At 66.3% G+C, this 20116-nt stretch carries 15 protein-coding genes and 1 pseudogene; 4 read left to right on the plus strand and 12 right to left on the minus strand.

Annotated elements, in window-relative coordinates; translation table 11 throughout:
• Window positions 1-84: 84 nt before the first annotated feature.
• The 8 genes from ACYP33_RS32965 to ACYP33_RS33000 form a co-directional block, all read right to left on the minus strand.
• A complete protein-coding gene (locus ACYP33_RS32965; protein WP_459625339.1) occupies window positions 85-1464 on the minus strand; it encodes an HlyD family type I secretion periplasmic adaptor subunit in 1380 nt (459 codons plus the stop codon).
• Window positions 1461-3257, minus strand: a complete 1797-nt coding sequence (locus ACYP33_RS32970) for a type I secretion system permease/ATPase (protein ID WP_459625340.1) — start codon at window positions 3255-3257, stop codon at window positions 1461-1463. The genes ACYP33_RS32965 and ACYP33_RS32970 overlap by 4 nt, the downstream gene beginning before the upstream one ends.
• Window positions 3257-4606, minus strand: a complete 1350-nt coding sequence (locus ACYP33_RS32975; RefSeq protein ID WP_459625341.1) for a TolC family outer membrane protein — start codon at window positions 4604-4606, stop codon at window positions 3257-3259. The genes ACYP33_RS32970 and ACYP33_RS32975 overlap by 1 nt, the downstream gene beginning before the upstream one ends.
• A gap of 144 nt (window positions 4607-4750) precedes the next feature.
• Entirely contained in the window at window positions 4751-4882 is a 132-nt protein-coding gene (locus ACYP33_RS32980) for a hypothetical protein (RefSeq protein WP_459625342.1), read from the minus strand.
• 260 nt (window positions 4883-5142) lie between these two features.
• On the minus strand, window positions 5143-9342 hold the full coding sequence (locus ACYP33_RS32985) for a molybdopterin-dependent oxidoreductase (RefSeq protein WP_459625343.1): 4200 nt from the start codon (window positions 9340-9342) through the stop codon (window positions 5143-5145).
• A 28-nt stretch (window positions 9343-9370) separates the two neighbouring features.
• On the minus strand, window positions 9371-9739 hold the full coding sequence (nirD, locus tag ACYP33_RS32990; RefSeq protein ID WP_414441830.1) for a nitrite reductase small subunit NirD: 369 nt from the start codon (window positions 9737-9739) through the stop codon (window positions 9371-9373).
• Between the two features lie 38 nt (window positions 9740-9777).
• Window positions 9778-12336: a nitrite reductase large subunit NirB gene (gene nirB, locus ACYP33_RS32995; protein WP_459625344.1), complete on the minus strand. Its 2559-nt coding sequence runs from the start codon at window positions 12334-12336 to the stop codon at window positions 9778-9780.
• A 24-nt stretch (window positions 12337-12360) separates the two neighbouring features.
• Complete coding sequence (locus ACYP33_RS33000; RefSeq protein WP_414441828.1) at window positions 12361-13683, minus strand: MFS transporter; 1323 nt, start codon at window positions 13681-13683, stop codon at window positions 12361-12363.
• Window positions 13684-14347: 664 nt separating this feature from the next.
• Here ACYP33_RS33000 and cobA point away from each other — a divergent pair.
• From cobA to ACYP33_RS33020, 4 genes and pseudogenes are all read left to right on the plus strand, one after another.
• Window positions 14348-15145, plus strand: a complete 798-nt coding sequence (gene cobA / locus ACYP33_RS33005; protein WP_459625345.1) for a uroporphyrinogen-III C-methyltransferase — start codon at window positions 14348-14350, stop codon at window positions 15143-15145.
• 111 nt (window positions 15146-15256) lie between these two features.
• The gene (locus tag ACYP33_RS33010) at window positions 15257-15865 is read left to right on the plus strand and encodes an ANTAR domain-containing response regulator (protein WP_414441826.1); all 609 of its coding nucleotides are present in this window, start codon (window positions 15257-15259) and stop codon (window positions 15863-15865) included.
• Window positions 15862-16920 (plus strand): CmpA/NrtA family ABC transporter substrate-binding protein, encoded by a 1059-nt coding sequence (locus ACYP33_RS33015; protein ID WP_459625346.1) that lies wholly within the window; start codon window positions 15862-15864, stop codon window positions 16918-16920. The genes ACYP33_RS33010 and ACYP33_RS33015 overlap by 4 nt, the downstream gene beginning before the upstream one ends.
• A gap of 335 nt (window positions 16921-17255) precedes the next feature.
• Window positions 17256-17459, plus strand: a pseudogene (locus tag ACYP33_RS33020) (transposase); the annotation flags it as partial.
• A gap of 93 nt (window positions 17460-17552) precedes the next feature.
• Here the strand turns inward: ACYP33_RS33020 and ACYP33_RS33025 are convergent.
• The 4 genes from ACYP33_RS33025 to ACYP33_RS33040 all read right to left on the minus strand — a co-directional run bounded on the left by ACYP33_RS33025 (window position 17553) and on the right by ACYP33_RS33040 (window position 20072).
• A complete protein-coding gene (locus ACYP33_RS33025) occupies window positions 17553-18074 on the minus strand; it encodes a hypothetical protein (RefSeq protein ID WP_459625347.1) in 522 nt (173 codons plus the stop codon).
• A 1-nt stretch (window position 18075) separates the two neighbouring features.
• On the minus strand, window positions 18076-18801 hold the full coding sequence (locus ACYP33_RS33030) for a hypothetical protein (protein ID WP_459625348.1): 726 nt from the start codon (window positions 18799-18801) through the stop codon (window positions 18076-18078).
• Between the two features lie 112 nt (window positions 18802-18913).
• A complete protein-coding gene (locus tag ACYP33_RS33035; protein ID WP_459625349.1) occupies window positions 18914-19243 on the minus strand; it encodes a hypothetical protein in 330 nt (109 codons plus the stop codon).
• 376 nt (window positions 19244-19619) lie between these two features.
• Window positions 19620-20072 carry a hypothetical protein gene (locus ACYP33_RS33040; RefSeq protein WP_459625350.1) on the minus strand — a complete coding sequence of 151 codons (453 nt, stop codon included), beginning with the start codon at window positions 20070-20072 and terminating at the stop codon, window positions 19620-19622.
• Between the last annotated feature and the right edge of the window lie 44 nt (window positions 20073-20116).

Genomic DNA, 20116 nt, shown 5'->3' on the forward strand with positions numbered 1-20116 from the left:
CATGGCAACCAGCTTTAAAATCGATTTAGTCCCGATCGCCATCCTGCAAATACGAAATCCACGTCCCGGCATCCCGTCGCCAAGTTAATCCCGCATCGATTTACGAATCCCATCCCTGACCGGCTCAAGCAGATAATCGAAAGCCGAACGCGCATGCGTGCGGATATACACCTCGGTCCGAAGCCCAGGCCCAAGTGCGATCGGTTCTTTGGCAAGCCGGTTGGCTTTCGCCAGTGCCTGCGCCGGCACCTCCACCCGCACCACGTAGAAACGCGTGCGCTTGTCGCTGTCGGTCAGGGCATCCGCGGAAATGTAGGTAAGCTTGCCGTCGAGCATCGGCGTGGTGCGCGAGTTGTAGGCCGTCAAGCGAACGTCCGCATGGCTTCCTGGCGCGATCTCGCGTACATCGTCCGGCCGAATGTTCGCTTCCACGATCAGCGGCGCGCCGTCGGGCACGACATCGACAATCGGTTGTCGCGGCGCGATCACCGCGCCGATCGTGTGCACCTTCAGGCCGACAATCACCCCCGCGACCGGCGCGCTCACGCGGGTTCGGGCCGACTGATCGCGGGCCGGCAAAAGCCGCTCGCCGATCTGGACCGCGCGCGCGGTGGCGTCCTTGAGTTCGTCGTCGGCCGCCTTCACGTAGTCGTGACGCAGCCCGGCAATGCGAAGTTCGAGATCGGTCTGCCGCTGTTTCGCGCGGCTCAGGTCGGCCGCGCCGGACTGGACGCGCGAGAGTGCGTCGGCCTCGGTCCGCTGCAAGTCGAGCACCTTCGTTTGAGCGACGAACCCCTCCCGCTGCAAGGTTTCGTTGGTCCTCCGCTGCTGACGCGCCATGTCGTAACTGCGGTTCATCGTCTGGATCAGTTGCGAACTGATGGCGATTTCCTGGCGGGTCTGAGCCAGCTCGGTGCGCAGCATCGCGCTCTGGTCGACGAACGCGCGCCGGCGCGCGATGAAAAGCGAGGATTCGCGCGCCAGCAATTCGGCGATGCGCGAATGGTTGCGCTGGCTTTCGAGCGCAGCCGGAAACGTCAAGGTATCGTTCAGCTCGCGCTCGGCCGACAGTCGCGCGATCTTCGCCTGTTCCGCATCGGATTGCGCCTGCAACGCGGACAGTTCGGACGCCGGGCCGACGTTGTCCAGCACAATCAGCACCTGGCCGGCCGTCACGCGGTCGCCGTCGCGGACCAGGATCTGTTTCACGATCCCGCCTTCCAGGTGCTGCACCGTCTTGCGTTCGCCTTCGGTGCGCACCGAGCCTTCCGCGACGACGGCACCGGAAAGCGGCGCGAGCGCGGCCCACCCCCACATCAAACCCAAGCCCACGACGACACCAGCAACACCAAAGCCGATCAACCGGCGCGGCAGCGGCAGCACGCGTTCGTCGGATACGCCGGAATCAGGCCACCAGCGCTTCAGGGCTTCGCTCACGCGATGCAAAAACACGAACGTTCTCATCGCTTGCCTTCTGTCGTCGATTCAAGCGTCGGTACCTGGACCGCCTGCAGCGTGGATCGGCTCGCCCGCATCGCAGCAAGATCGATATCGGGCGGCACGCCGCTGGCGTCGTCGGTCTGGCCGGTCCCTGGGCGCGAGCCGCTGTCGGCCTTCTCTGGTCTGGACGGGGTGTCGACCTGTTCCATTTGCCCATCTTTCAGCCTCAGGATTCGGTCGGCCAGCGCGAGCAGTGACGGCCGATGGGTCACCGCGATGAGGGTCATCCCATCGGCCTTCAGCCGGCGCAGCACGCGCTCGAGCGCGGCTTCGCCCCGCGTGTCCAGGCTCGCGTTGGGTTCATCCAGCAGCAACACGGCGGGCTCCCCGTACAAGGCGCGCGCGAGGGCGATGCGCTGACGTTGTCCGCCGGACAACCGTTCCCCGGCATCGCCGATCGGCGTCTCGTAACCGTCGGGGAGATTCAAGATCATGTCGTGAACCTCCGCCCGCTGGGCGGCCCGGACGATTGCGGCCGAATCGAGCGGAAGAGGCTTGGCGGTTCGCGCGATGTTTTCCGCGACGGTGCCCGCGAACAGTTCGACGTCCTGCGGCACGTACCCGAGATACCGGCCCAGCGAAGCCCGGGGCCACTGCGCCACGTCGGCGCCGTCGAGCCGCACCGCACCCGCCTGCGGGCGCCAGAGCCCCGCGATGACTCGCAGCAACGTCGACTTGCCGGACGCGCTGGGCCCCGTGATCACCAAGGTCTGGCCCGCAGCCAGCGTGAAATGGATGCCGCGCAGCAGCAGCCTTCCCAGGCCCGGCGTTCGCGACGGCACACTGAACGCGATCTGTTCGACCCGGATTTCCCCCGTCGGTGGAGGCAGCGCGATCGGTTCCACCTCGGCCTGAGCGGCGAGCAGCGCCTCCAGACGAGGCCACGCCTCACGCAGTTCGCCGGCCTGCTTCCAGTTGCCGATCAATTGTTCGATCGGCGCCAGCGCCTTGCCGAGCAGGATGGTCGTGGCAAGCATCACGCCAGGTGTCGCATGGCCCGCAATCACGAGCCATGCGCCGGCAGCCATCGTGATCACCTGAATCGCCTGCCGCAGCCCTTTGGTCAGGTCGCGGTAGAACGCGCTGCGATCCGACACGTCGCGCTGCGCGGCGATGTAGTCGCGCTTGCGCGCATCCCAGGCGCCCACCAGGTTATCCGCCATGCCCAGCACGGTCATGACTTCGGCATTGCGAATGAGCTGCTGGTAAAACGAATCCGTCTCCCGCTGCCGCGCGAGATAAGACACGATGCCCTTGCGCGTGAGCCGGTCGTTGACCAGCGCGACGCCAATCAACAACAGCGCGCTGATCACCGCAATCAGCGCCAGCGACCAGTGAAACAGGCCGATGACGACCACGTAGACCACCAGCCACGGCGCATCGAAAAACGCGATGACACCGGACCCCGCGAGAAACGCCCGCAGCGTATTGATATCGCCCTGGCTCGCGATGGCGCGTGAAGGCTGCCGATGAGCGTGAGCGGCAATTTGCGCCTGCAACGCAAGTGCTTCAAGCCGGTTGCCGATCTGCACGCCCAGGTCCGACAAGATCCGGCTGCGGGCGAGATCGACACCCAGGTTCATCCCGAGTGCGATCGCCATGAAGGCCATCAGCATCAGCAGCGTTTGAATGCTCTGGCTCGGCAGCACGCGGTCATACACCTGGAGCAGATAGAGGGTCGGCGTCAGCAGCAACAGATTCGACGCGATACCGAATGCGGCTGCGATCAGCAGATGGCGTTTGACGAGTTGATGCATCAATGCGCTCCCGATGCGCCGAGGCTCCGTGCAGCAGCGGGCGTGGGCGCGATCAGCAGTGCGTCGAGGGCGGCAAGGTCGGCCTCGCTCAGATCGGCGGTACTCGCTTTCAGCTTCAGCGCTTGGGCGAGCGTTTCCGCACGGGCGCGCGCCAGGTCGCGCTGTGCCCGGTAGCGTTTGTCTCCCGCGTCGAGCACATCGGCGTTCACGCGAACGCCGACCCGGTAGCCGGTTTGATTCGAGCGCCACGCGACGGTGGCCGAGCGCACCGCGCTCGCCAGCGCTTCCGTCTGCGCCAAACCTCGCGTAACGCCCAGATAGGCGTCGTGGGCCGTCAGTCGGGCGCTGCGTTGCGTGTCGTCCAGATCGTCGCGAGCCTTGTCTTCCAGCGCGAGCGCTTCGCGGATCTTGCTGCGGGTCATCAGGCCGTCGGTCAGCGGCAACGAGATCTGGATGCCGATGTAGCCGGAGCTGCCCCGGCTCGCGCCCGTGTAGAAGTTCGTCTGGCCGTTGATATACGCCGCGTTGCCGTTGCTGGCGTTGCCGACCAGCGCGACGGTGGGATAGTCGCCGGCGCGTGCCTTGTTCCGCTCCCGGCTGGCGAGCTGGATCGCGATCAATTTTCGACGCACCCCGTAATCCGCGGTGGCGGCCGTGTCCATCCACTGTTGCAGGTCCGCGGGCGACACGGGTGGCAAACGCGCGTCGTCGCGCCATCCATCTACCCTGTCGACAGGATGGCCGACCATCTTCTCGAGCGCCGCGTAGCGTGTATCGCGTTGCGTTTGCGCGGCGACTTCATCGGCCCGCGCAGCATCGAAGCTGGCCAGTGCCTCGTTGGTATCCACGATGGTCGCATCGCCCAGCGCGAAGCGGCGCTTCGCGAGCGCCAGTTGCTCCGCGACGGCCTTGCGGTGGCCGATGGCGAGCGCGAAGTCGTCCTGCGCATTCAGTGCGGCCAGATAGGCTTGGGCAACGCGAAGCAGCAAGTCCTGCTTCGCTTGTGCCAACGCAAGATCGGCATCCATCGCGAGGAGCTGGCCTTGCTGCCAGTTTTCCCACGCAGCCCAGTTGAAGAGCGGCTGATTCAACGTGAGGGTGAAGCCGTTGGTCGAATAGCCGGGGATGGTCTGCCCTGGAATCCTGATGCCATTGCGATAGATGACCTGCTGTATGCCAACTTGCGGCAGCAGCCCCGCTCGCCCCTGGGGCGCTTTTTCGATGCCCGCCCGCCAGGCCGCCTCGGCACTTTTGAACGCGGCATCGTGAGCGAGCGCGTCGCTGGCGAGACTCGCCAGATTCGACGCGTTGGCTGTCGTCGCCGAGATGATCATCAGAACGCTGGACATTGCCTTCAGCGCGTTGCGCGCAGCGCGCCGACGACGCTCGACCCTGCGATTGGATTCTCGTGACATGCCCCCTGATAACTGCCCGTGCCGGCTGCAAGTGCTCATCGTCTCCCTTTATTTGCGCATCCATTGCAGTTGCGCGTCTTATTTCAAGTCGTCGCGAGTGTATAAAAAGCGGGGGCTGATGAGAATTGGATGTTTCTGAATTTCTGGCGGGCGCGACAACGGCATCTCGGCGAGCGATTCGGCATCGAGCCGCCCGTCGGAGAAGTTCATGGGTTGTCAGCGATTGGATCAGCGGCAGGCCGGGTGATTTCCCGTTGCGCTTTATAGAGGTATTACCGGTGGCACGTTTGGCCGTCGCCAGGCCCGCGTGGGCGGTCCGCGTCGATGTCGCACGACGTTGCGCAGCAGGTCGCCGAGCTGGGCGTTCTGCGGCGCATTGCCGCTTTCAGCGCCAGCGCCTCGCCGCCCAATTCGGCGATTGGATGTTGTTTGATAGGTGGACTACAAAATCAAGGGCTCCCCCGCCCCACTCAATACACGTCACGCAAATACCTACGCTCCTTCGCCATCCTCGCCACATACTCCCCGGCCTGCGCCTCGTCCATCCCGCCGTGCGCGGCCACCACCGCCTTCAGCGCCGCATCGACATCCTTCGCCATCCGCGACGCATCTCCACACACGTAAAAATGCGCCCCCGCATCGAGCCACGACCACAGTTCCGCACCGCGCTCGCGCATGCGGTCCTGCACGTACACCTTCTCCTCCTGGTCGCGCGAAAACGCCACGTCGAGTTCGGTCAAAAAACCGTCGTCGCGCATCGCCGTCAGCTCGTCGCGATAGTAGAAATCGGTGGCCGCATGCTGCTCGCCGAAGAACAGCCAATTGCGCCCGCTCGCGCCGCGCGCGCGCCGCTCGTGCAGGAAGCCGCGGAACGGCGCGATGCCGGTGCCGGGGCCGACCATCACGATCGGCGTCTCGCCATGCGCGGGCGGGCGGAAATGCGCCGATTTCTGCACGAACACCGGCACGCCGCCGTCGGTCGCGCGGTCGGCCAGGAACGTCGAGGCCACGCCCTTGCGGTCGCGGCGGCCGTTGCTGTAACGCACCGCCGACACGGTCAGGTGCACCTCGTCGCGATGCGCGGCCGGGCTCGATGCGATCGAATACAGGCGCGGCTGGATCCGCTTGAGCATGCCGACGAGGTCGGCAGCCGACAGATCCACCGGGAATTCGTGCAGCACGTCGGCCAGTTGCTGGCCCCAGAGCCAGTTCTTGAGATCGCCCTTGCGTTCGTCGGCCAGCAGCGACTTGAGCGCGCCGTTGCGGCTGCGCTCGGCGATCAGCGCAAGCGCATCAGGGTGCGGGCGCGTGATGTCGAGATGCTTGCCGAGCGCATCGGCCAGCCGCACGTCGCCCACCCCGGCCACCGCCACCGGCGTGTCGGCCGACAGCCTGGTCAGCGTCAGCAGTTCGTCCACCACCGCCGGGCAGTTGGTCGGCCAGATGCCGAGCGCGTCGCCGGCTTCGTATTCGAGCGCTGCGCCCTCGGCCGACAGCGACAGGTAGCGCGTGTCCTTCGAGGCGCCGGGCTGGTTCAGCTTCAGGTTCGACACCAGCCGCGACGCGGCGGGCCGCGCCTTGGTCGGCAGCAGCGACGGGATCGCACCGCCGTCGGGCACGGCATGCAGCGCGGCGTCGACACGCTTGATCCGCGCGATGGTGCGTTCGAGCCAGCTATCGGCGGCCGGCTGGAATTCCGCGTCGCAATCCACACGCTCGGCCAGCCGCTCGCCGCCCAGTTCGGCCAGGCGCGCATCGAGCCGGCGGCCGTGGCCGCAGAACGCGTCGTAGTTGCGATCGCCGAACGCGAGCACGGCGAAGCGCAGGCCGTCGAGGCGCGGCGCGCCGGCCGCCGACAGCGCGTCCCAGAACGCCGCGCCGTTGTCGGGCGCGTCGCCATCGCCGAACGTGCTGGTCATCAGCAGCGCGTATTGCGCGTTCGCGAACACGGCCGGCGTGGCGTCGGCCATGCAGGCGATGCGGATCTCGAAACCGGCGTTCATCAGCAGCGTGGCGTACAGCTCGGTCAGCGATTCGATGTTGCCCGTCTGCGAGGCCCACAGCAGCACGACCTTGGGCCGCGCGTGGACGATCCGCACGCCGGCCGCCGCATCGTGGGCGTCGGCCGCGCCATCCGCCAGGGCCGCGGCGCCGGCAACGCCCGGCAACGCAGGCGCGTCGGCGCGCGGCGCGCGGCTGTACAGCCCGGCCAGCATGCCGTCGAGCCACAGCCGCGTGGCGGGCGCGCACGGCGCGCTGGCCGGCAGCACCGGCACGCCGTCGGCCGGCGCGGCGCGCAGCCCGCTGACGAAGCCGGCCACGTAGACGCGTTCGGCGTCGCTGAGACGCGGCGCGGCGAGGTCGTGCAGGCCGAGCGCGGCCGAAAACGTATCGAGAGCGGCTGACATGGTCGATTCCTGGTGCGTGGCCGTCGCGCCTTCGCGCGCGGCCTGCGGGTTCGGTTCAGAGGCCGCGCCGCCGGCCTCGGGCGGCAGGGGCGGCGGCGCGGTGTCCACGCGGGTCAGCGAAACCGCGCAGAACTTCAGTTCGGGTTGCAGCGAAACGGGATCGACGGCGTCGCTGGTCAGCGCGTTCACGCACAGCGCCTCGCCGTACACGTCGTTCCAGTGCATCGGCGCGAACGCCGCGCCCGGCTGAACGCGGTCGGTCACCACCGCCGGCAGCACCGCGCGGCCACGCCGCGAGCGCAGCTCGACGCTGTCGTCGGCGGCGATGCCGAGCGCCGCCGCATCCTCGGGATGCACCTCGACGAACGGCTTGGGGTTCAGCTTGTTGAGCATCGCCACCTTGCCGGTCTTGGTCATGGTGTGCCATTGGTGCTGCAAGCGGCCGGTGTTCAGCACGATCGGGAATTCGGCGTCGGGCAGGTCCGCCGCGTCGCCGTGCGGGCGCGCGAAGAACCGCGCGCGGCCGTTCGGCGTGGGAAATGCGAGCGCAGGCGTGGCGCCGTCCTCGTGCGTCAGCAGCGGCTGGCTGACGCCGTCGTTGCGGTAGCGAATGGGATGGCGGTCGTTGCCGTCCCCGGGCGGACACGGCCACTGGATCGGCGTGGCGCGCAGCGCGCGATGGCTCGCGCCGCGCAGGTCGTAACCCGTCTTCGGGTTCGAGAAACGCACGATCTCGTCGAACACCTGCTCGGCCGACGTGTAGTCGAACGCCTCGCGAAAACCCATCTCGCGCGCCACGGCGGCCACGATCGCCCAATCGGCGCGCGCGTCGCCGGGCGGCGCGATGGCCTGCTGCGTAAGCGTGAGATTGCGCTCGGAGTTGATCATCACGCCGTCGGCCTCGGCCCACAGCGCGCCCGGCAGCAGGATGTCGGCGTAGCGGTTGGTTTCGGTGTCGAGGAACGCGTCCTGCGCGATCACCAGCTCGGCCGCCTGCAGGCCGGCGATGGCGTTGGCGCGGTTCGCCATGGTCGCCACCGGGTTGGTGCAGATGATCCAGCAGGCCTTGATCTCGCCGGCCGCCATCTGCTTGAACATGTCGACGGTGCCGCCGCCGCCCTCGGGGCGCAAGGTGTCGGCCGGCAGTTGCCAGATGGATTCCACGAAGGCGCGATCGGACGCGTCGAGCAGGCTGCGCTGGCCCGGCAGGCCCGGCCCCATGTAGCCCATCTCGCGCCCGCCCATCGCGTTCGGCTGGCCGGTCAGCGAGAACGGCCCGCTGCCGGGGCGGCAGATCGCGCCGGTCGCCAGATGCAGGTTGCAGATCGCGTTGGTGTGCCAGGTGCCGCGCGTGCTCTGGTTCAGGCCCATGGTCCAGCAGCTCATCCAGTCCGGCGCGTCGCCGATCATCTGCGCGGCGCGGCGGATCTCGTCCTCCGGCAAGCCGGTGATCGCGGCGACCTTCTCGGGCGTGTAGTCGGCGAGGAACGCCGGCATCGCGTCCCAACCCTCGGTGTGCGCGTCGATGAACGCGGCATCGGTGCGGCCGTTCGCGTGCAGCAGGTGCAGCAGGCCGTTGAGCAGCGCGAGATCGGTGCCGGGCTTGATCTGCAGGAACAGCGAGGCCTTGTCGGCGGTGGTGTTGCGGCGCGGATCGACCACGATCAGCTTCGCGCCGGCCTTGACGCGATCCATCATGCGCAGGAACAGGATCGGATGGCAGTCGGCCATGTTCGCGCCGATCACGAAGAACAGGTTCGCGCGATCGAAATCCTGGTACGAGCCTGGCGGGCCGTCCGCGCCCAGCGAGAGCTTGTAGCCGCTGCCCGCGCTCGCCATGCAGAGCCGCGAGTTCGATTCGACGTGCGAGGTGCGGATATAGCCCTTCGCGAGCTTGTTGACGAGGTATTGCGCCTCGATCGACATCTGCCCCGACACGTAGAACGACAGCGCGTCCGGGCCATGCGCGTCGAGCAGCGTGCGCAGGCGGCGCGCGGTTTCGCGGATCGCGTCGTCCATCGCGAGCGGCGCCGGATCGTGCTCGCGCGCCTCTCGCAGGTAGGCCGTTTCGAGCCGCCCCGCGTGACGCAGCGCGACGTGCGCCGACGAGCCTTTGGTGCACAGCCGCCCGAAGTTGGACGGGTGCTCGGTGTCGCCCGACACCTTGACCACCTCGCCCGCCTCGACGTGCAGCACCATCCCGCAACCCACGCCGCAATACGGGCAAACCGTCTTGACGCTCGTGCCGCCTGTGCTGGTCATGCGCACTCCGTAACGATGGCGTCGCGGGTCAGGCCGTGCCGACCCACACGAAGCCGTCCTCGACGCGCGAGGCGTAGACGGCCACCGATTTCTCCGGCGCCTCGACGCATTCGCCGGTACGCAGGTCGAAGTGCTGCTTGAACAGCGGCGAGGCCACCACCACGCGCTCGCCGAGGCTGCCCACCAGGCCGCGCGACAGGATGGCGGCGCGCGACAGCGGATCGATGTTGTCGATCGCGTAGATGCCGGTCGCGCCGTCGCGGCCTTCCACGCGGAACACGGCGACCTGGCCGCCGTTCACGAGCGCGCACACGCCGGTATTCGGCACGATGTCGTGCAGCGGGCAAACGGGCGTCCAGTTCGCGGCGGGGGACGTCGGGGTCGATTGGGTTTGCATTGCGTATTCCTCGATTCGGGTCAGGCGTGCTGCGGCGCTCAGGCCGTCGCGGGTTCGACTGCGGCAGCGGCGGCCGCTTCCAGCGCGGCGGCGGCACGTTCGGCCTCGTTGGCCGGGCGGATCTGCCCGCGCTCCTCGACGAACGCGATGGTCGCGTCGGCCGATTCGCTGTTGACGAAGTGGCGGAAGCGGCGGCGCGTGGCGGGATCGGTCACGGCCTTCTTCCATTCGCATTCGTAGGTGGCGACCACGTGGGCCATCTGCGCTTCGAGTTCTTCGCCGAGGCCGAGCGTGTCGTTGACGACCACGTCGATCAAATAATCGAGGCCGCCTTCGAGGTTGTCGCGCCAGGTGCTGGTGCGTTGCAGCCGGTCGGCGGTGCGCACGTAGAACATCAGCACGCGGTCGATGTAGCGGATCAGCGTGTCGCGATCGAGATCCGAGGCCAGCAGCTCGGCGTGGCGCGGCTTCATGCCGCCGTTGCCGCACACGTACAGGTTCCAGCCCTTCTCGGTGGCGATCACGCCGATGTCCTTGCCCTGCGCCTCGGCGCACTCGCGCGTGCAGCCCGAGACGCCGAACTTGATCTTGTGCGGCGCGCGCAGGCCCTTGTAGCGGTTTTCCAGATCGATCGCGAGGCCCACCGAATCGCCCACGCCGAACCGGCACCAGGTCGAACCCACGCACGATTTCACGGTGCGCAGCGATTTGCCGTAGGCGTGGCCCGATTCGAAGCCGGCCTCGATCAGTTCTTCCCAGATCAGCGGCAGTTGCTCGACGCGCGCGCCGAACAGATCCACGCGCTGGCCGCCCGTGATCTTGGTGTAGAGCTTGTACTTCTTCGCCACCTGCCCGACCGCGATCAGCCCTTCCGGCGTGACCTCGCCGCCCGGCATGCGCGGCACCACCGAATAGGTGCCGTCGCGCTGGATGTTGGCGAGGTAGTAGTCGTTCGAATCCTGCAGGCTCGCGTGCTCCGTCTTCAGCACGAACTCGTTCCAGCACGAGGCCAGGATCGAGGCGGCGGTCGGCTTGCAGATGTCGCAGCCAAGGCCGGTGCCGTATTTCGCGAGCAGTTCGCCGAAGCTGCGGATGCCTTCCACGCGGATCAGGTGATACAGCTCCTGGCGCGAATACGCGAAGTGCTCGCACAGATGGTTGTTGACGGCCAGGCCCTGCTTCTTCATCTCGGCCTTCATGACCTGCGTGACGAGCGGCACGCAGCCGCCGCACGAGGTGCCCGCGCCGGTGCAGCTCTTCAGCGCGCCGATGCTGGTCGCGCCGTTCGCCACGGCCTCGCACAGCTGGCCCTTCGAGACGTTGTTGCACGAGCAGATCTGCGCGCCGGCCGGCAGCATGTCGACGCCCAGGCCCGGCTTGGCCGCGCCGTCCGATTGCGGCAGGATCAGCGTTTCCGGCTCGGCCGGCAGCGCGATCGCGTTCAGCATCATCTGCAGCAGCGTGCCGTACTCGGCCGCGTCGCCCACCAGCACCGCGCCGAGCAACTGCTTGCCGTCGGCCGACGTCACCAGCTTCTTGTAGACCTCGCGCCGGCCGTCCGCGTACTGCACCACGCGGCAGCCCGGCGTTTTCGCGTGCGCGTCGCCGATGCTGGCCACGTCCACGCCCATCAGCTTGAGCTTGGTGCTCATGTCCGCGCCGGCGAACGTGCCGTCGCCGCCCGCCAGTTGCGCGGCCACCACGCGCGCCATGTCGTAGCCCGGCGCGACCAGGCCGAAGGTCTGGCCGTTCCAGGCCGCGCATTCGCCGATCGCGTAAATATCCGGATCGCTGGTGCGGCAGGCGCTGTCGATCGCCACGCCGCCGCGCGGGCCGATTTCCAGGCCGCAGTCGCGCGCCAGTTGATCGCGCGGGCGGATGCCGGCCGAGAACACGATCATGTCGGTGTCGAGGTGCGTGCCGTCGGCGAACTTCATGCGATGCGTACCCGCCTCGCCATCGACGATCTCCAGCGTGTTCTTGCCGGTATGCACCTGCACGCCGAGCGCCTCGATGCGGCCGCGCAGCATGCTGCCGCCGCCGTCGTCCACCTGCACCGCCATCAGGCGCGGCGCGAATTCCACCACGTGCGTGTCGAGGCCCATGTCGCGCAGCGCCTTCGCGCATTCGAGGCCGAGCAGGCCGCCGCCCACCACCACGCCGGAGCTTGCGCGCGCGCCGCATTCCTGCATCGCGAGCAGATCCTCGATGGTGCGGTAGACGAAGCAATCGTCGCGCTCGCGGCCCGGCACCGGCGGCACGAACGGCGACGAGCCGGTCGCGAACACCAGCTTGTCGTAGCCGAGCGTTTCGCCGTCGGCCAGCGTGACCGTGCGCGCGGCGCGGTCGATCGAGGCGGCGGCCGTGCCCAGGCGCAGCGCGAGATGCGGATGCGCCTCGAAGAAGCCCGGCGCGACCAGCGACAGCTCGTCCGCCGACTTGCCCGAGAAGAAGGCCGACAGATGCACGCGATCGTAGGCCGGGCGCGGCTCCTCGCAGAGCACCGTGACGCGCGGCGCCGTGTCGTGAGCCTGCGCGGCGAGGCATTCGAGCAGCTTGTGGCCGACCATCCCGTGACCGATGACGACGATGTTCATGATGGGTTCTCCCGTAAGCCCGGATCAGTTGACGGCGTTCGCGGCCAGCGCGCTGGCGCGCAGCGCCGCCTCGCGGGCCATGTGTTCGGCGCTGAAGCGCACCGCGATCGCGCAGAGCGAGGTGACCAGCACCACCGCGCCGAGCACCGACAGCGTGGTCTGCACGTCGCCCACGCCCTTCATCAGGAAGCCGGCCGCCACCGCGCCCACGTTGCCGCCTGCGCCGACGATGCCCGCCACGCCGCCCAGCGAATTGCGATCGATGAACGGCACCAGCGCGTAGGTCGCGCCGCAGGCCATGTGCGTGAACAGGCCGAACGCCACCATCGCCAGCACCGCCGTGCCCACCTGCCCCGCATGGGCGAACGCCAGCAGGCCGAGGCCTTCGCCGGCGATCAGCACCGCCAGCAGCAGCGAGCGCACGGCCAGGCCGCGGCGCGCGGCGAAGCGGTCCGACAGCACGCCGCCGAGCGCACGCGCGAACAGCGCGAGCAAGCCGAAGATGCCGGCCGCGAAGCCCGCATCCTTCAGCGACAACTGGAAGTGATTGACGTAGTACAGCGAGGCGATGTTGTGGATGAACACTTCCACGCCGAAGCAGGCGGCGTAGGTGATCGCCAGCATCCACACGCGGTAGTTGCGCGAGGCCGCGACGAAGCTGCCCCAGCCGCCCTTCTTGCCGCTCTCCACGGTTTCGCCTTGCGCGCGCAGCGCGAGCACGTCGCCGCGCGGCGTGTCCTGCGTGCCGCGCCAGTAGACCACCGCCATCAGCAGCATCGCGATGCCCGGCACCACCAGCGCCGCGCGCCAGGCCGAACCGTCGCCGAAGCCGAGCATCAGCGCGGCCGACACCAGCAGCGGCACCAGCGCCTGCGCCGCGCCCGCGCCGGCATTGCCCCAGCCCGCGGTGGTGGCGTTGGCCGTGCCCACCACGTTCGGCGCGAACATCACCGAGGTGTGGTACTGCGTGATCACGAAGCTCGCGCCCACCGCGCCGATGCCGAGGCGGCAGATCAGGAACGTCCAGTAGTCGTGGCTGAACGCCACCGCGATCACCGGAATCGCGCCGAGCACCAGCAGGCCGGTATAGACGCGGCGCGGGCCGAAGCGGTCGCACAGCGGCCCGACCAGCAGGCGCACCAGGATCGTCGCGGCCACGGCCGCGATATTGATGTCGGCGACCTGGCCGGCATTCAGGTGGAACTGCTTGGCGATCAGCGGCATCAGCGGCGCGCAGGCGAACCACGCGAAGAAGCAGACGAAGAACGCCATCCAGGTCAGATGGAACGCGCGCATCTGCACGGTGCGCAGGCTGAACAGGTCGATGCGGGTGGCCTTGTTGATCATGTGGGTAACCCAAAAACGAAAACGGCGCCCTGAGAACCCGGTCGAAAGACCGGATGCACAGGACGCCGTTGCCCAGAAAGCCCGTTGCCGGGCCGCTCGATATTCGGTGTTGCAGTGATGCCGTATTGCGGAGCACATCGCCGTTGATGCGCTCGAGCCATGCATTGCAAGCGCCGTGCCAGAACCGAGCGATTGAATGCTGGCAAGGGTTTGCGGCGATTTCGCCGGTCGGGGCGCGATCGCGGTGCGTCGCGTTGTGACGCACCGTCGCACAGACTTGGTGCGGCGCAGCACTGTGCCCGTGCGGCGGCGATGCACCGCAAGCGGGTGCGGATGCACGCCGAGGCGAAGCGACGGCGGCCCGATTGCACGATGCCGGACATGCCGCGCGGCCTCGCTCGGATGGGGCTGCGCGGCGCGGCGAACCATGGCGAAAGGCGGCGCATCGGCCAGCCCGATCGAGCTGGCGCGCTTATTGCAATAAAGAGCACGCGCCGGCAACGATGTCGGCGCCCGCAATACCGACGATTCGGGCCGCGCGGCAACGCAGCGGCCTCTCCGGACAATGGCGTCCCCAACGCCCGGCCGCATGGCCGGCGCGCGACGCCGTGCGGTTCCGGCGGCGCGCGCCGCGTCGTGCGCCTCACTGGAACGCAATACGAACATGACGAACCCCACTGGCAAGGTCACGCTGCTCGGCGCCGGCCCCGGCGACCCCGATCTCCTGACGATCAAGGCGGCCCGCGCGCTGGCCGCCGCCGACGTGGTGCTGATCGACGACCTCGTCGATCCCGCCGTCGCCGAGCTGGCCCCGCAGGCGCGCATCGTGCGCGTCGGCAAGCGCGGCGGCTGCCGCTCCACGCCGCAAGCGTTCATCGAAAAGCTGATGCGTCGCTATGCGCTGCGCGGCTTGCAGGTGGTGCGCGTCAAGGGCGGCGACGCGCTGCTGTTCGGCCGCGCCGGCGAGGAATTGAGCGCGCTGCACGCGGCCGGCATTCGCATCGAGATCATCAACGGCATTTCGTCGGGCTTCGCGGCCGCCGCCGAACTCGGCGTCTCGCTCACGCATCGCCGCCATTGCCAGGGCGTCACGTTCGTCACCGCGCATCTGCAGGATCACGGCGAGCCCGATTGGGCCGCGCTCGCGGCCAGCGGCACCACGCTGGTCGTCTACATGGGCATGAGCCGTATCGCCAGCGTGGCCGCCGGGCTGCTCGCCACGCTCGACGCCGCCACGCCGGCCGCCGTCGTCGAATGGGCCGGCACCGCGCGGGCACGCCACTGGACGGGTGCGCTGGCCGCACTCGCCAGCGGCCCCGTCGAGGCCGGGCTCGGCAGCCCGGCCGTGATCCTCGTCGGGCAGGCGATCGGCGAGGCGCTGGCGATGCTGCCGCCGGTTGCCGTCGATGCGCAACGATCGCTCGGAACGCAGGCTCCGGGGGCGCTGTCCGATGCGGCCTGAGTTTCGTTTCGTCGCCCTCGCCGCGTTCGCCGCTTTCGCCATGTGCTGTGCGGCGCGGTTCGCCCGGTTTCACGCGCCGTGGTCGGCGCGGCTTCACTCCGCGCAAGCCTCATGGGACTGAACGACGCCACCCGCCCGCTGCGCGTGCTGCTCGTAACCGATACGGACAAGCCGATCGGCGAGTTGCGCGACACGCTTGCGCGGCTCCACTACGAGATGCTCGACGAGGTCGCCACGCCGGCGCGGCTGCCCGCCGTGGTCGAGAAGGAGCGGCCCGACGTCGTCATCATCGACACCGAATCGCCGTCGCGCGACACGCTCGAACAACTGGCCGTGATGCACGCGCGCGCGCCGCGCCCGGTGCTGATGTTCAGCCCCGATTCGGATCAGCAGTTGATCCGCGCGGCCGTGGGCGCCGGCGTCAGTGCCTATCTCGTCGAAGGTTTGTCGGCCGAGCGGCTCGCGCCGATCATCGAGGTCGCGCTCGCGCGCTTTTCGCACGACGAAGCGTTGCGCCGCCGGCTGGCCGAGGTCGAGAACGAACTGGCCGACCGCAAGCTGATCGACCGCGCCAAGCGCCTGCTGATGGAAACGCGCCGGCTCTCCGAACACGATGCCTATGCCACGCTGCGCCGCAGCGCGATGGATCAGGGCATCAAGATCGTCGAAGCGGCGCGTCAGCTGCTCGTCGCATCACGCAATCCCGATGGTGAAGCATGAACCAACCGACTTTTCCGCCGCCCGAACGCCGCGAGTTGCGGCTCGGCTTCGTCGCCTTGAGCGACGCCGCGCCGCTGGTCGTCGCGCAACGCCTGAAGCTCGGCGAACGGCATGGCCTTGCGCTGACGCTGGAGCGCCAGCCGTCGTGGGCCAGCATCCGCGACAAGCTGCTGATGGGCGAGATCGACGCCGCGCATGCGCTCTACGGCCTTGTGTATGGCGTGCAGCTCGGCATCGGCGGGCCGCGCGCCGACCTGGCCGTGCTGTCGGTGCTGAACCGCAACGGGCAGGCCATCACGTTCTCGAACCGGCTCGCCGATGCGTGGCACGCTGGCGGCGATCTGCGCGCCGCGCTCGCCACGCTTGGCCGCAAGCCGGTGTTCGCGCAGACGTTTCCGACCGGCACTCATGCTATGTGGTTGTATGCGTGGCTGGCCGCGCATGGGGTAGACCCGTTGCACGACATCCGCAGCATCGTGATTCCGCCGCCGGGGATGGCCGACGCGCTCGCGTGCGGCGAACTGGATGGTTTCTGTGTGGGCGAGCCGTGGAACGCCGTGGCCGAGGCGCAAGGCGCGGGCCGCACCGTGGCCGCGACCAGCGAGGTGTGGCGCGATCACCCCGAGAAGGCGCTGGCGTGCCGGCGCGAGTTCGCGGCGCTGTATCCGAACACGGCGCGAGCGTTGATTCGCACGCTGGTGGATGCCTGCGCGTGGCTCGATCTGCCGGGCAATCGCGCGCGGGCGGCCGAGTGGCTGTCGGAACCCGATGCGCTCGGGGTGCCGGTTTCGCAGATTCTGCCTCGGTTGCTGGGTGACTATGGCGTGGGGCCGTTTGCGGAAACGCCTGCGCCGGTGCGGTTTCATGATGGCGGCGCGACGAATCGGCCGTTGGCTGAGGATGGGATGTGGTTCATGGCGCAGTATCGGCGCTGGGGGATGTTGACTGGCGAGCGCGATGAGGCGGCGATTGCGGCGGCGGTGACGATGGGGGCGTTGTATGAGGAGGCGGTGGCGGGGTATGTGCCGGAGGTGGGGGGGGCGGGTGTTATTTAGACGGCTCGTCGCTCGGATCTAAAGCCTGACCGGCGATCTTCCATTTCGATTGGGAATCTGCGATGAATCCGTTTGCTATGCTGTTTCGTGGTCGGTTTAGGCAGATTTTGTTGAATACGAGGATTTTTACTGCCTCGCCCACGAAAATGCGGATAGGTCCATTTTAACTGCTCGCCTATGAAAATTCTGCGTTGCGACCAAATTAACAAAACTTTTCACTTGATTGTTGAGGCCGCCCACCCATGCTACTTGTGGCAACGCTTCATATTAATTATGACGAATTCCGCCCTCAATCGGCAGGCGAGAGCACTTCGAAACGACACTATTGTGGGATCTTCGCCTATCCGCCCGAGGTGCGTCGAATTATATATACGACCAACGCGATTGAGAGCATGCACATGCAGTTGCGCAAGATCGTCAAGAATCGCGACCACTTTCCATGCGACGAGACCGCCAGCAAACTGCTGTATCTGGCCTTGCGCAACATCGAAAAGAATTGGAAGATGCCGCCTATTACCTGACGGCAAGCTGTCAATTAGTTCGCCATTCTGTTTGGTGAACGATTTACCTCCGCCATCAGCTGAGAATTTTTAACCGACCTCTGCACACGAAATCCCTAACACGTCCCAGTGTCACTTCGCCGATTTGATGCGGAGCAAAGCTTCGGCCTCATCCCAAAAGTCATGTGGGAACATTGCGTCCGCCGGAGCACCCACGCTCGACACTAGCTCGGCCGTCTCGATCGAATACTCCCCCAGTACGCGCCATTTTCTCGAAGGTGGAAATATGAGATACGAGTTCGTATTCGCAACGGCGAACGTTTCCCCTTGCACGTTTCCCGGCTCTTCATTGAGGGCCGCGATATATTCCGCCTCAGACATGCCTACATCCAATTGAACAAGTGGATAGACGCTAAATCTTTTCGCAAAGACAGAAGTCTTCGATTGCTCGATATCGTAGAAATAGATCGTCGTATCCCCACTCAGCCGTGCCAGTTCAACAATATATGTCCAGAAACCCTTCACAAGGAATTCGAGCCAGTCGAAGTACCGTCGCGACATGCAAGACGGAGCGTCCCCGACCTGCCACGACATCAGGCTTGTTGCTTGGTCCACAAAGCGCTGGTAAAAATCAGCATCCGAAACGTATTTCATCTCACTGTCCATTCAATCGAATCTTGCTCACAAGATTGCCGTTGACACAATAGTCAACAGAAGGTCCACCGGTCGAACTCGCATTATTCCGAACCGTATATTGGATGTTTCCGTTTGTGTAGACGGTTACATCATTCGCGCCGCCCTTCGGCGCTGCGGTGAATCCTGCATTCGAGAGACTTTGCTCGAATTGATCCCGCGTAAAGCCAACTGCCGAATTCGGAATGCTCCTGCCAATTGTAGTGTTAGCGCACCCGACATTGGATCCATCCGCCGTATTTGTAGCCGAGCCTTGACCACCAGAGCCACTACCCGAATCACCTCCCCCATTCCCGCTCGACAAGATCGGTGCACCCGGCGTGACGATCGGGCTCACCACCACCCCACATGCACCTGGACCTACCGGGCACGGTGCCGGCGTCACCACCGCCGTCGCCGTTGGTGGCGTATTGTTGCCGCCATCGTTCCCGTTAGCCAGTTGATTGCTCGCATCGGCCGGCGGCGTTTGCCCGCCGTAGTTCGCTTGAATCTGCGACATCACGCCTTGCGCGGTCGACGTAATTGTCGAACCCACCGCCTGCGTCAACGGGTTACCCGGTAACCACGGCATCATCCCATACAGCACGCTCTGAACGACGCTCGATGTAATGGATTTCGTCGACTCCGTGTTGTTCAGCGCTTCATTTTCGGCCCACGTTACCCCGGCCTGAGCATTAGCTCCCGCCAATCCCGCAACGAGGCCGCCGCTCAGTGCCGCGATTGAGGTCGTAACGGCATTGAACGCGGTGTTGTTGTAGCTCGTCTGCGTGATCGTGCCAACTTGGTTGCAGAGAGGCCAATCAGATCCGCCTGTCCGAGATCAGCGCGAGTGCAACCTCCATCTTTCGCCGCACGTCCCGAGAAAGCCGTCGGTTACTGTAAGCGTCAACGCTCACCATTTCCAAAGTTGCAGCGCACTCGCCAGCGTCTTGATTTCGCGGAATCTCAATCTTCGCGATTTCTGTCGAACTAACCAGCAGCCAGTAGATGTCCTCTGCCTGTTCCGGCAACCAGTACAAGACAAAAGCCTGAACCAAATCAGGAAAGAAGCGGCGTACTGTGAGTGCGAGGACGTTGCCGCCATCCCCGGAAAACAGATTTTCGGCTTCCCGAAGCAGATCCCGCTTCATCTACTCCGTTGCGGTTGCTCTGATTGCGTTCATTTCAACTTCCCTGGAAATGCCATAACGAGGTTTCCGCACTTGTCACGGCCGCGCTGCGATCGCGCAGGCGCTCGGCCATTCCAACGACAAGAGCCAAGCCTACTGCGGCTACCGCGCCCACGGCAGGCCCTCGCGATCACCCGTTGTCGCCGCCTGGGCTGCTGGCACTGCCAAGTCCGTCCCACCCGTCAAGGCGGCCAGTTGGTGGGTCAGGCCGGCCAAGCCGGCTGCCAACCCCAAACCTTGGGCGCTTGCGCGCCCTGCTCAAACTCCCGGGCCACCGATCCCGCGCTACCGTGGAAACGATAAACGATCAGGGATTGACAATGGGCGAGGCGCCGGATCATTGCAGCCAGAAAGGTTTGCCTTCCAGGGCATCGTATTCAGCCAGCGGCTTGTTTTTGTCTCGCGCAAAGCCCGGCAGATCCGAGATCACTACTCGAACCGGCTCATACGAGTATCCCGCGTAAGATTTAAACGTCTCATAGTTGATACGGGCTGACTCTACGCATCGCACAAAGTTCTCGAAGTATCTGCTAAACACGTCCGCCAACGTCGATCGGCTTGGATCCAGCCAAGTCTTTTCCGCATCCCCGCGCATCGATGGATCCCAGTCGATCGCAGACGCAGGCAACTCCGCAAAAATCCGACGAGCCTGTTCCATCAGCAGTAACGCATCTTCGAGCTCATCCAGCCGCAGATAGCGGCGATACAATCTGTCCGTCAGTAGCCTCCAGTCCCGCTCTGGATGCGCTTGTTCAGCGTAGGTCTTCAGGCAACCGAAGAACAGCATCATGTCCGGAGCTGGACCAAGCTCACTTATTGAGCTTCCACCACTAA

This window comes from Burkholderia sp. 3C, from assembly GCF_054589155.1.

Bases quoted from the DNA above. Each gene is read 5' to 3' on its own strand.
- ACYP33_RS33000 (WP_414441828.1), bottom strand. From the start codon at position 13,683: ATGATCAACAAGGCCACCCGCATCGACCTGTTCAGCCTGCGCACCGTG.
- ACYP33_RS33015 (WP_459625346.1), top strand. From the start codon at position 15,862: ATGAACCAACCGACTTTTCCGCCGCCCGAACGCCGCGAGTTGCGGCTC.
- ACYP33_RS33035 (WP_459625349.1), bottom strand. From the start codon at position 19,243: ATGAAGCGGGATCTGCTTCGGGAAGCCGAAAATCTGTTTTCCGGGGAT.
- ACYP33_RS32965 (WP_459625339.1), bottom strand. From the start codon at position 1,464: ATGAGAACGTTCGTGTTTTTGCATCGCGTGAGCGAAGCCCTGAAGCGC.
- ACYP33_RS32970 (WP_459625340.1), bottom strand. From the start codon at position 3,257: ATGCATCAACTCGTCAAACGCCATCTGCTGATCGCAGCCGCATTCGGT.
- nirD (WP_414441830.1), bottom strand. From the start codon at position 9,739: ATGCAAACCCAATCGACCCCGACGTCCCCCGCCGCGAACTGGACGCCC.
- ACYP33_RS32980 (WP_459625342.1), bottom strand. From the start codon at position 4,882: ATGAACTTCTCCGACGGGCGGCTCGATGCCGAATCGCTCGCCGAGATG.
- nirB (WP_459625344.1), bottom strand. From the start codon at position 12,336: ATGAACATCGTCGTCATCGGTCACGGGATGGTCGGCCACAAGCTGCTC.
- ACYP33_RS32985 (WP_459625343.1), bottom strand. From the start codon at position 9,342: ATGACCAGCACAGGCGGCACGAGCGTCAAGACGGTTTGCCCGTATTGC.
- ACYP33_RS32975 (WP_459625341.1), bottom strand. From the start codon at position 4,606: ATGTCCAGCGTTCTGATGATCATCTCGGCGACGACAGCCAACGCGTCG.
- ACYP33_RS33025 (WP_459625347.1), bottom strand. From the start codon at position 18,074: ATGAAATACGTTTCGGATGCTGATTTTTACCAGCGCTTTGTGGACCAA.
- cobA (WP_459625345.1), top strand. From the start codon at position 14,348: ATGACGAACCCCACTGGCAAGGTCACGCTGCTCGGCGCCGGCCCCGGC.
- ACYP33_RS33040 (WP_459625350.1), bottom strand. From the start codon at position 20,072: ATGATGCTGTTCTTCGGTTGCCTGAAGACCTACGCTGAACAAGCGCAT.
- ACYP33_RS33010 (WP_414441826.1), top strand. From the start codon at position 15,257: ATGGGACTGAACGACGCCACCCGCCCGCTGCGCGTGCTGCTCGTAACC.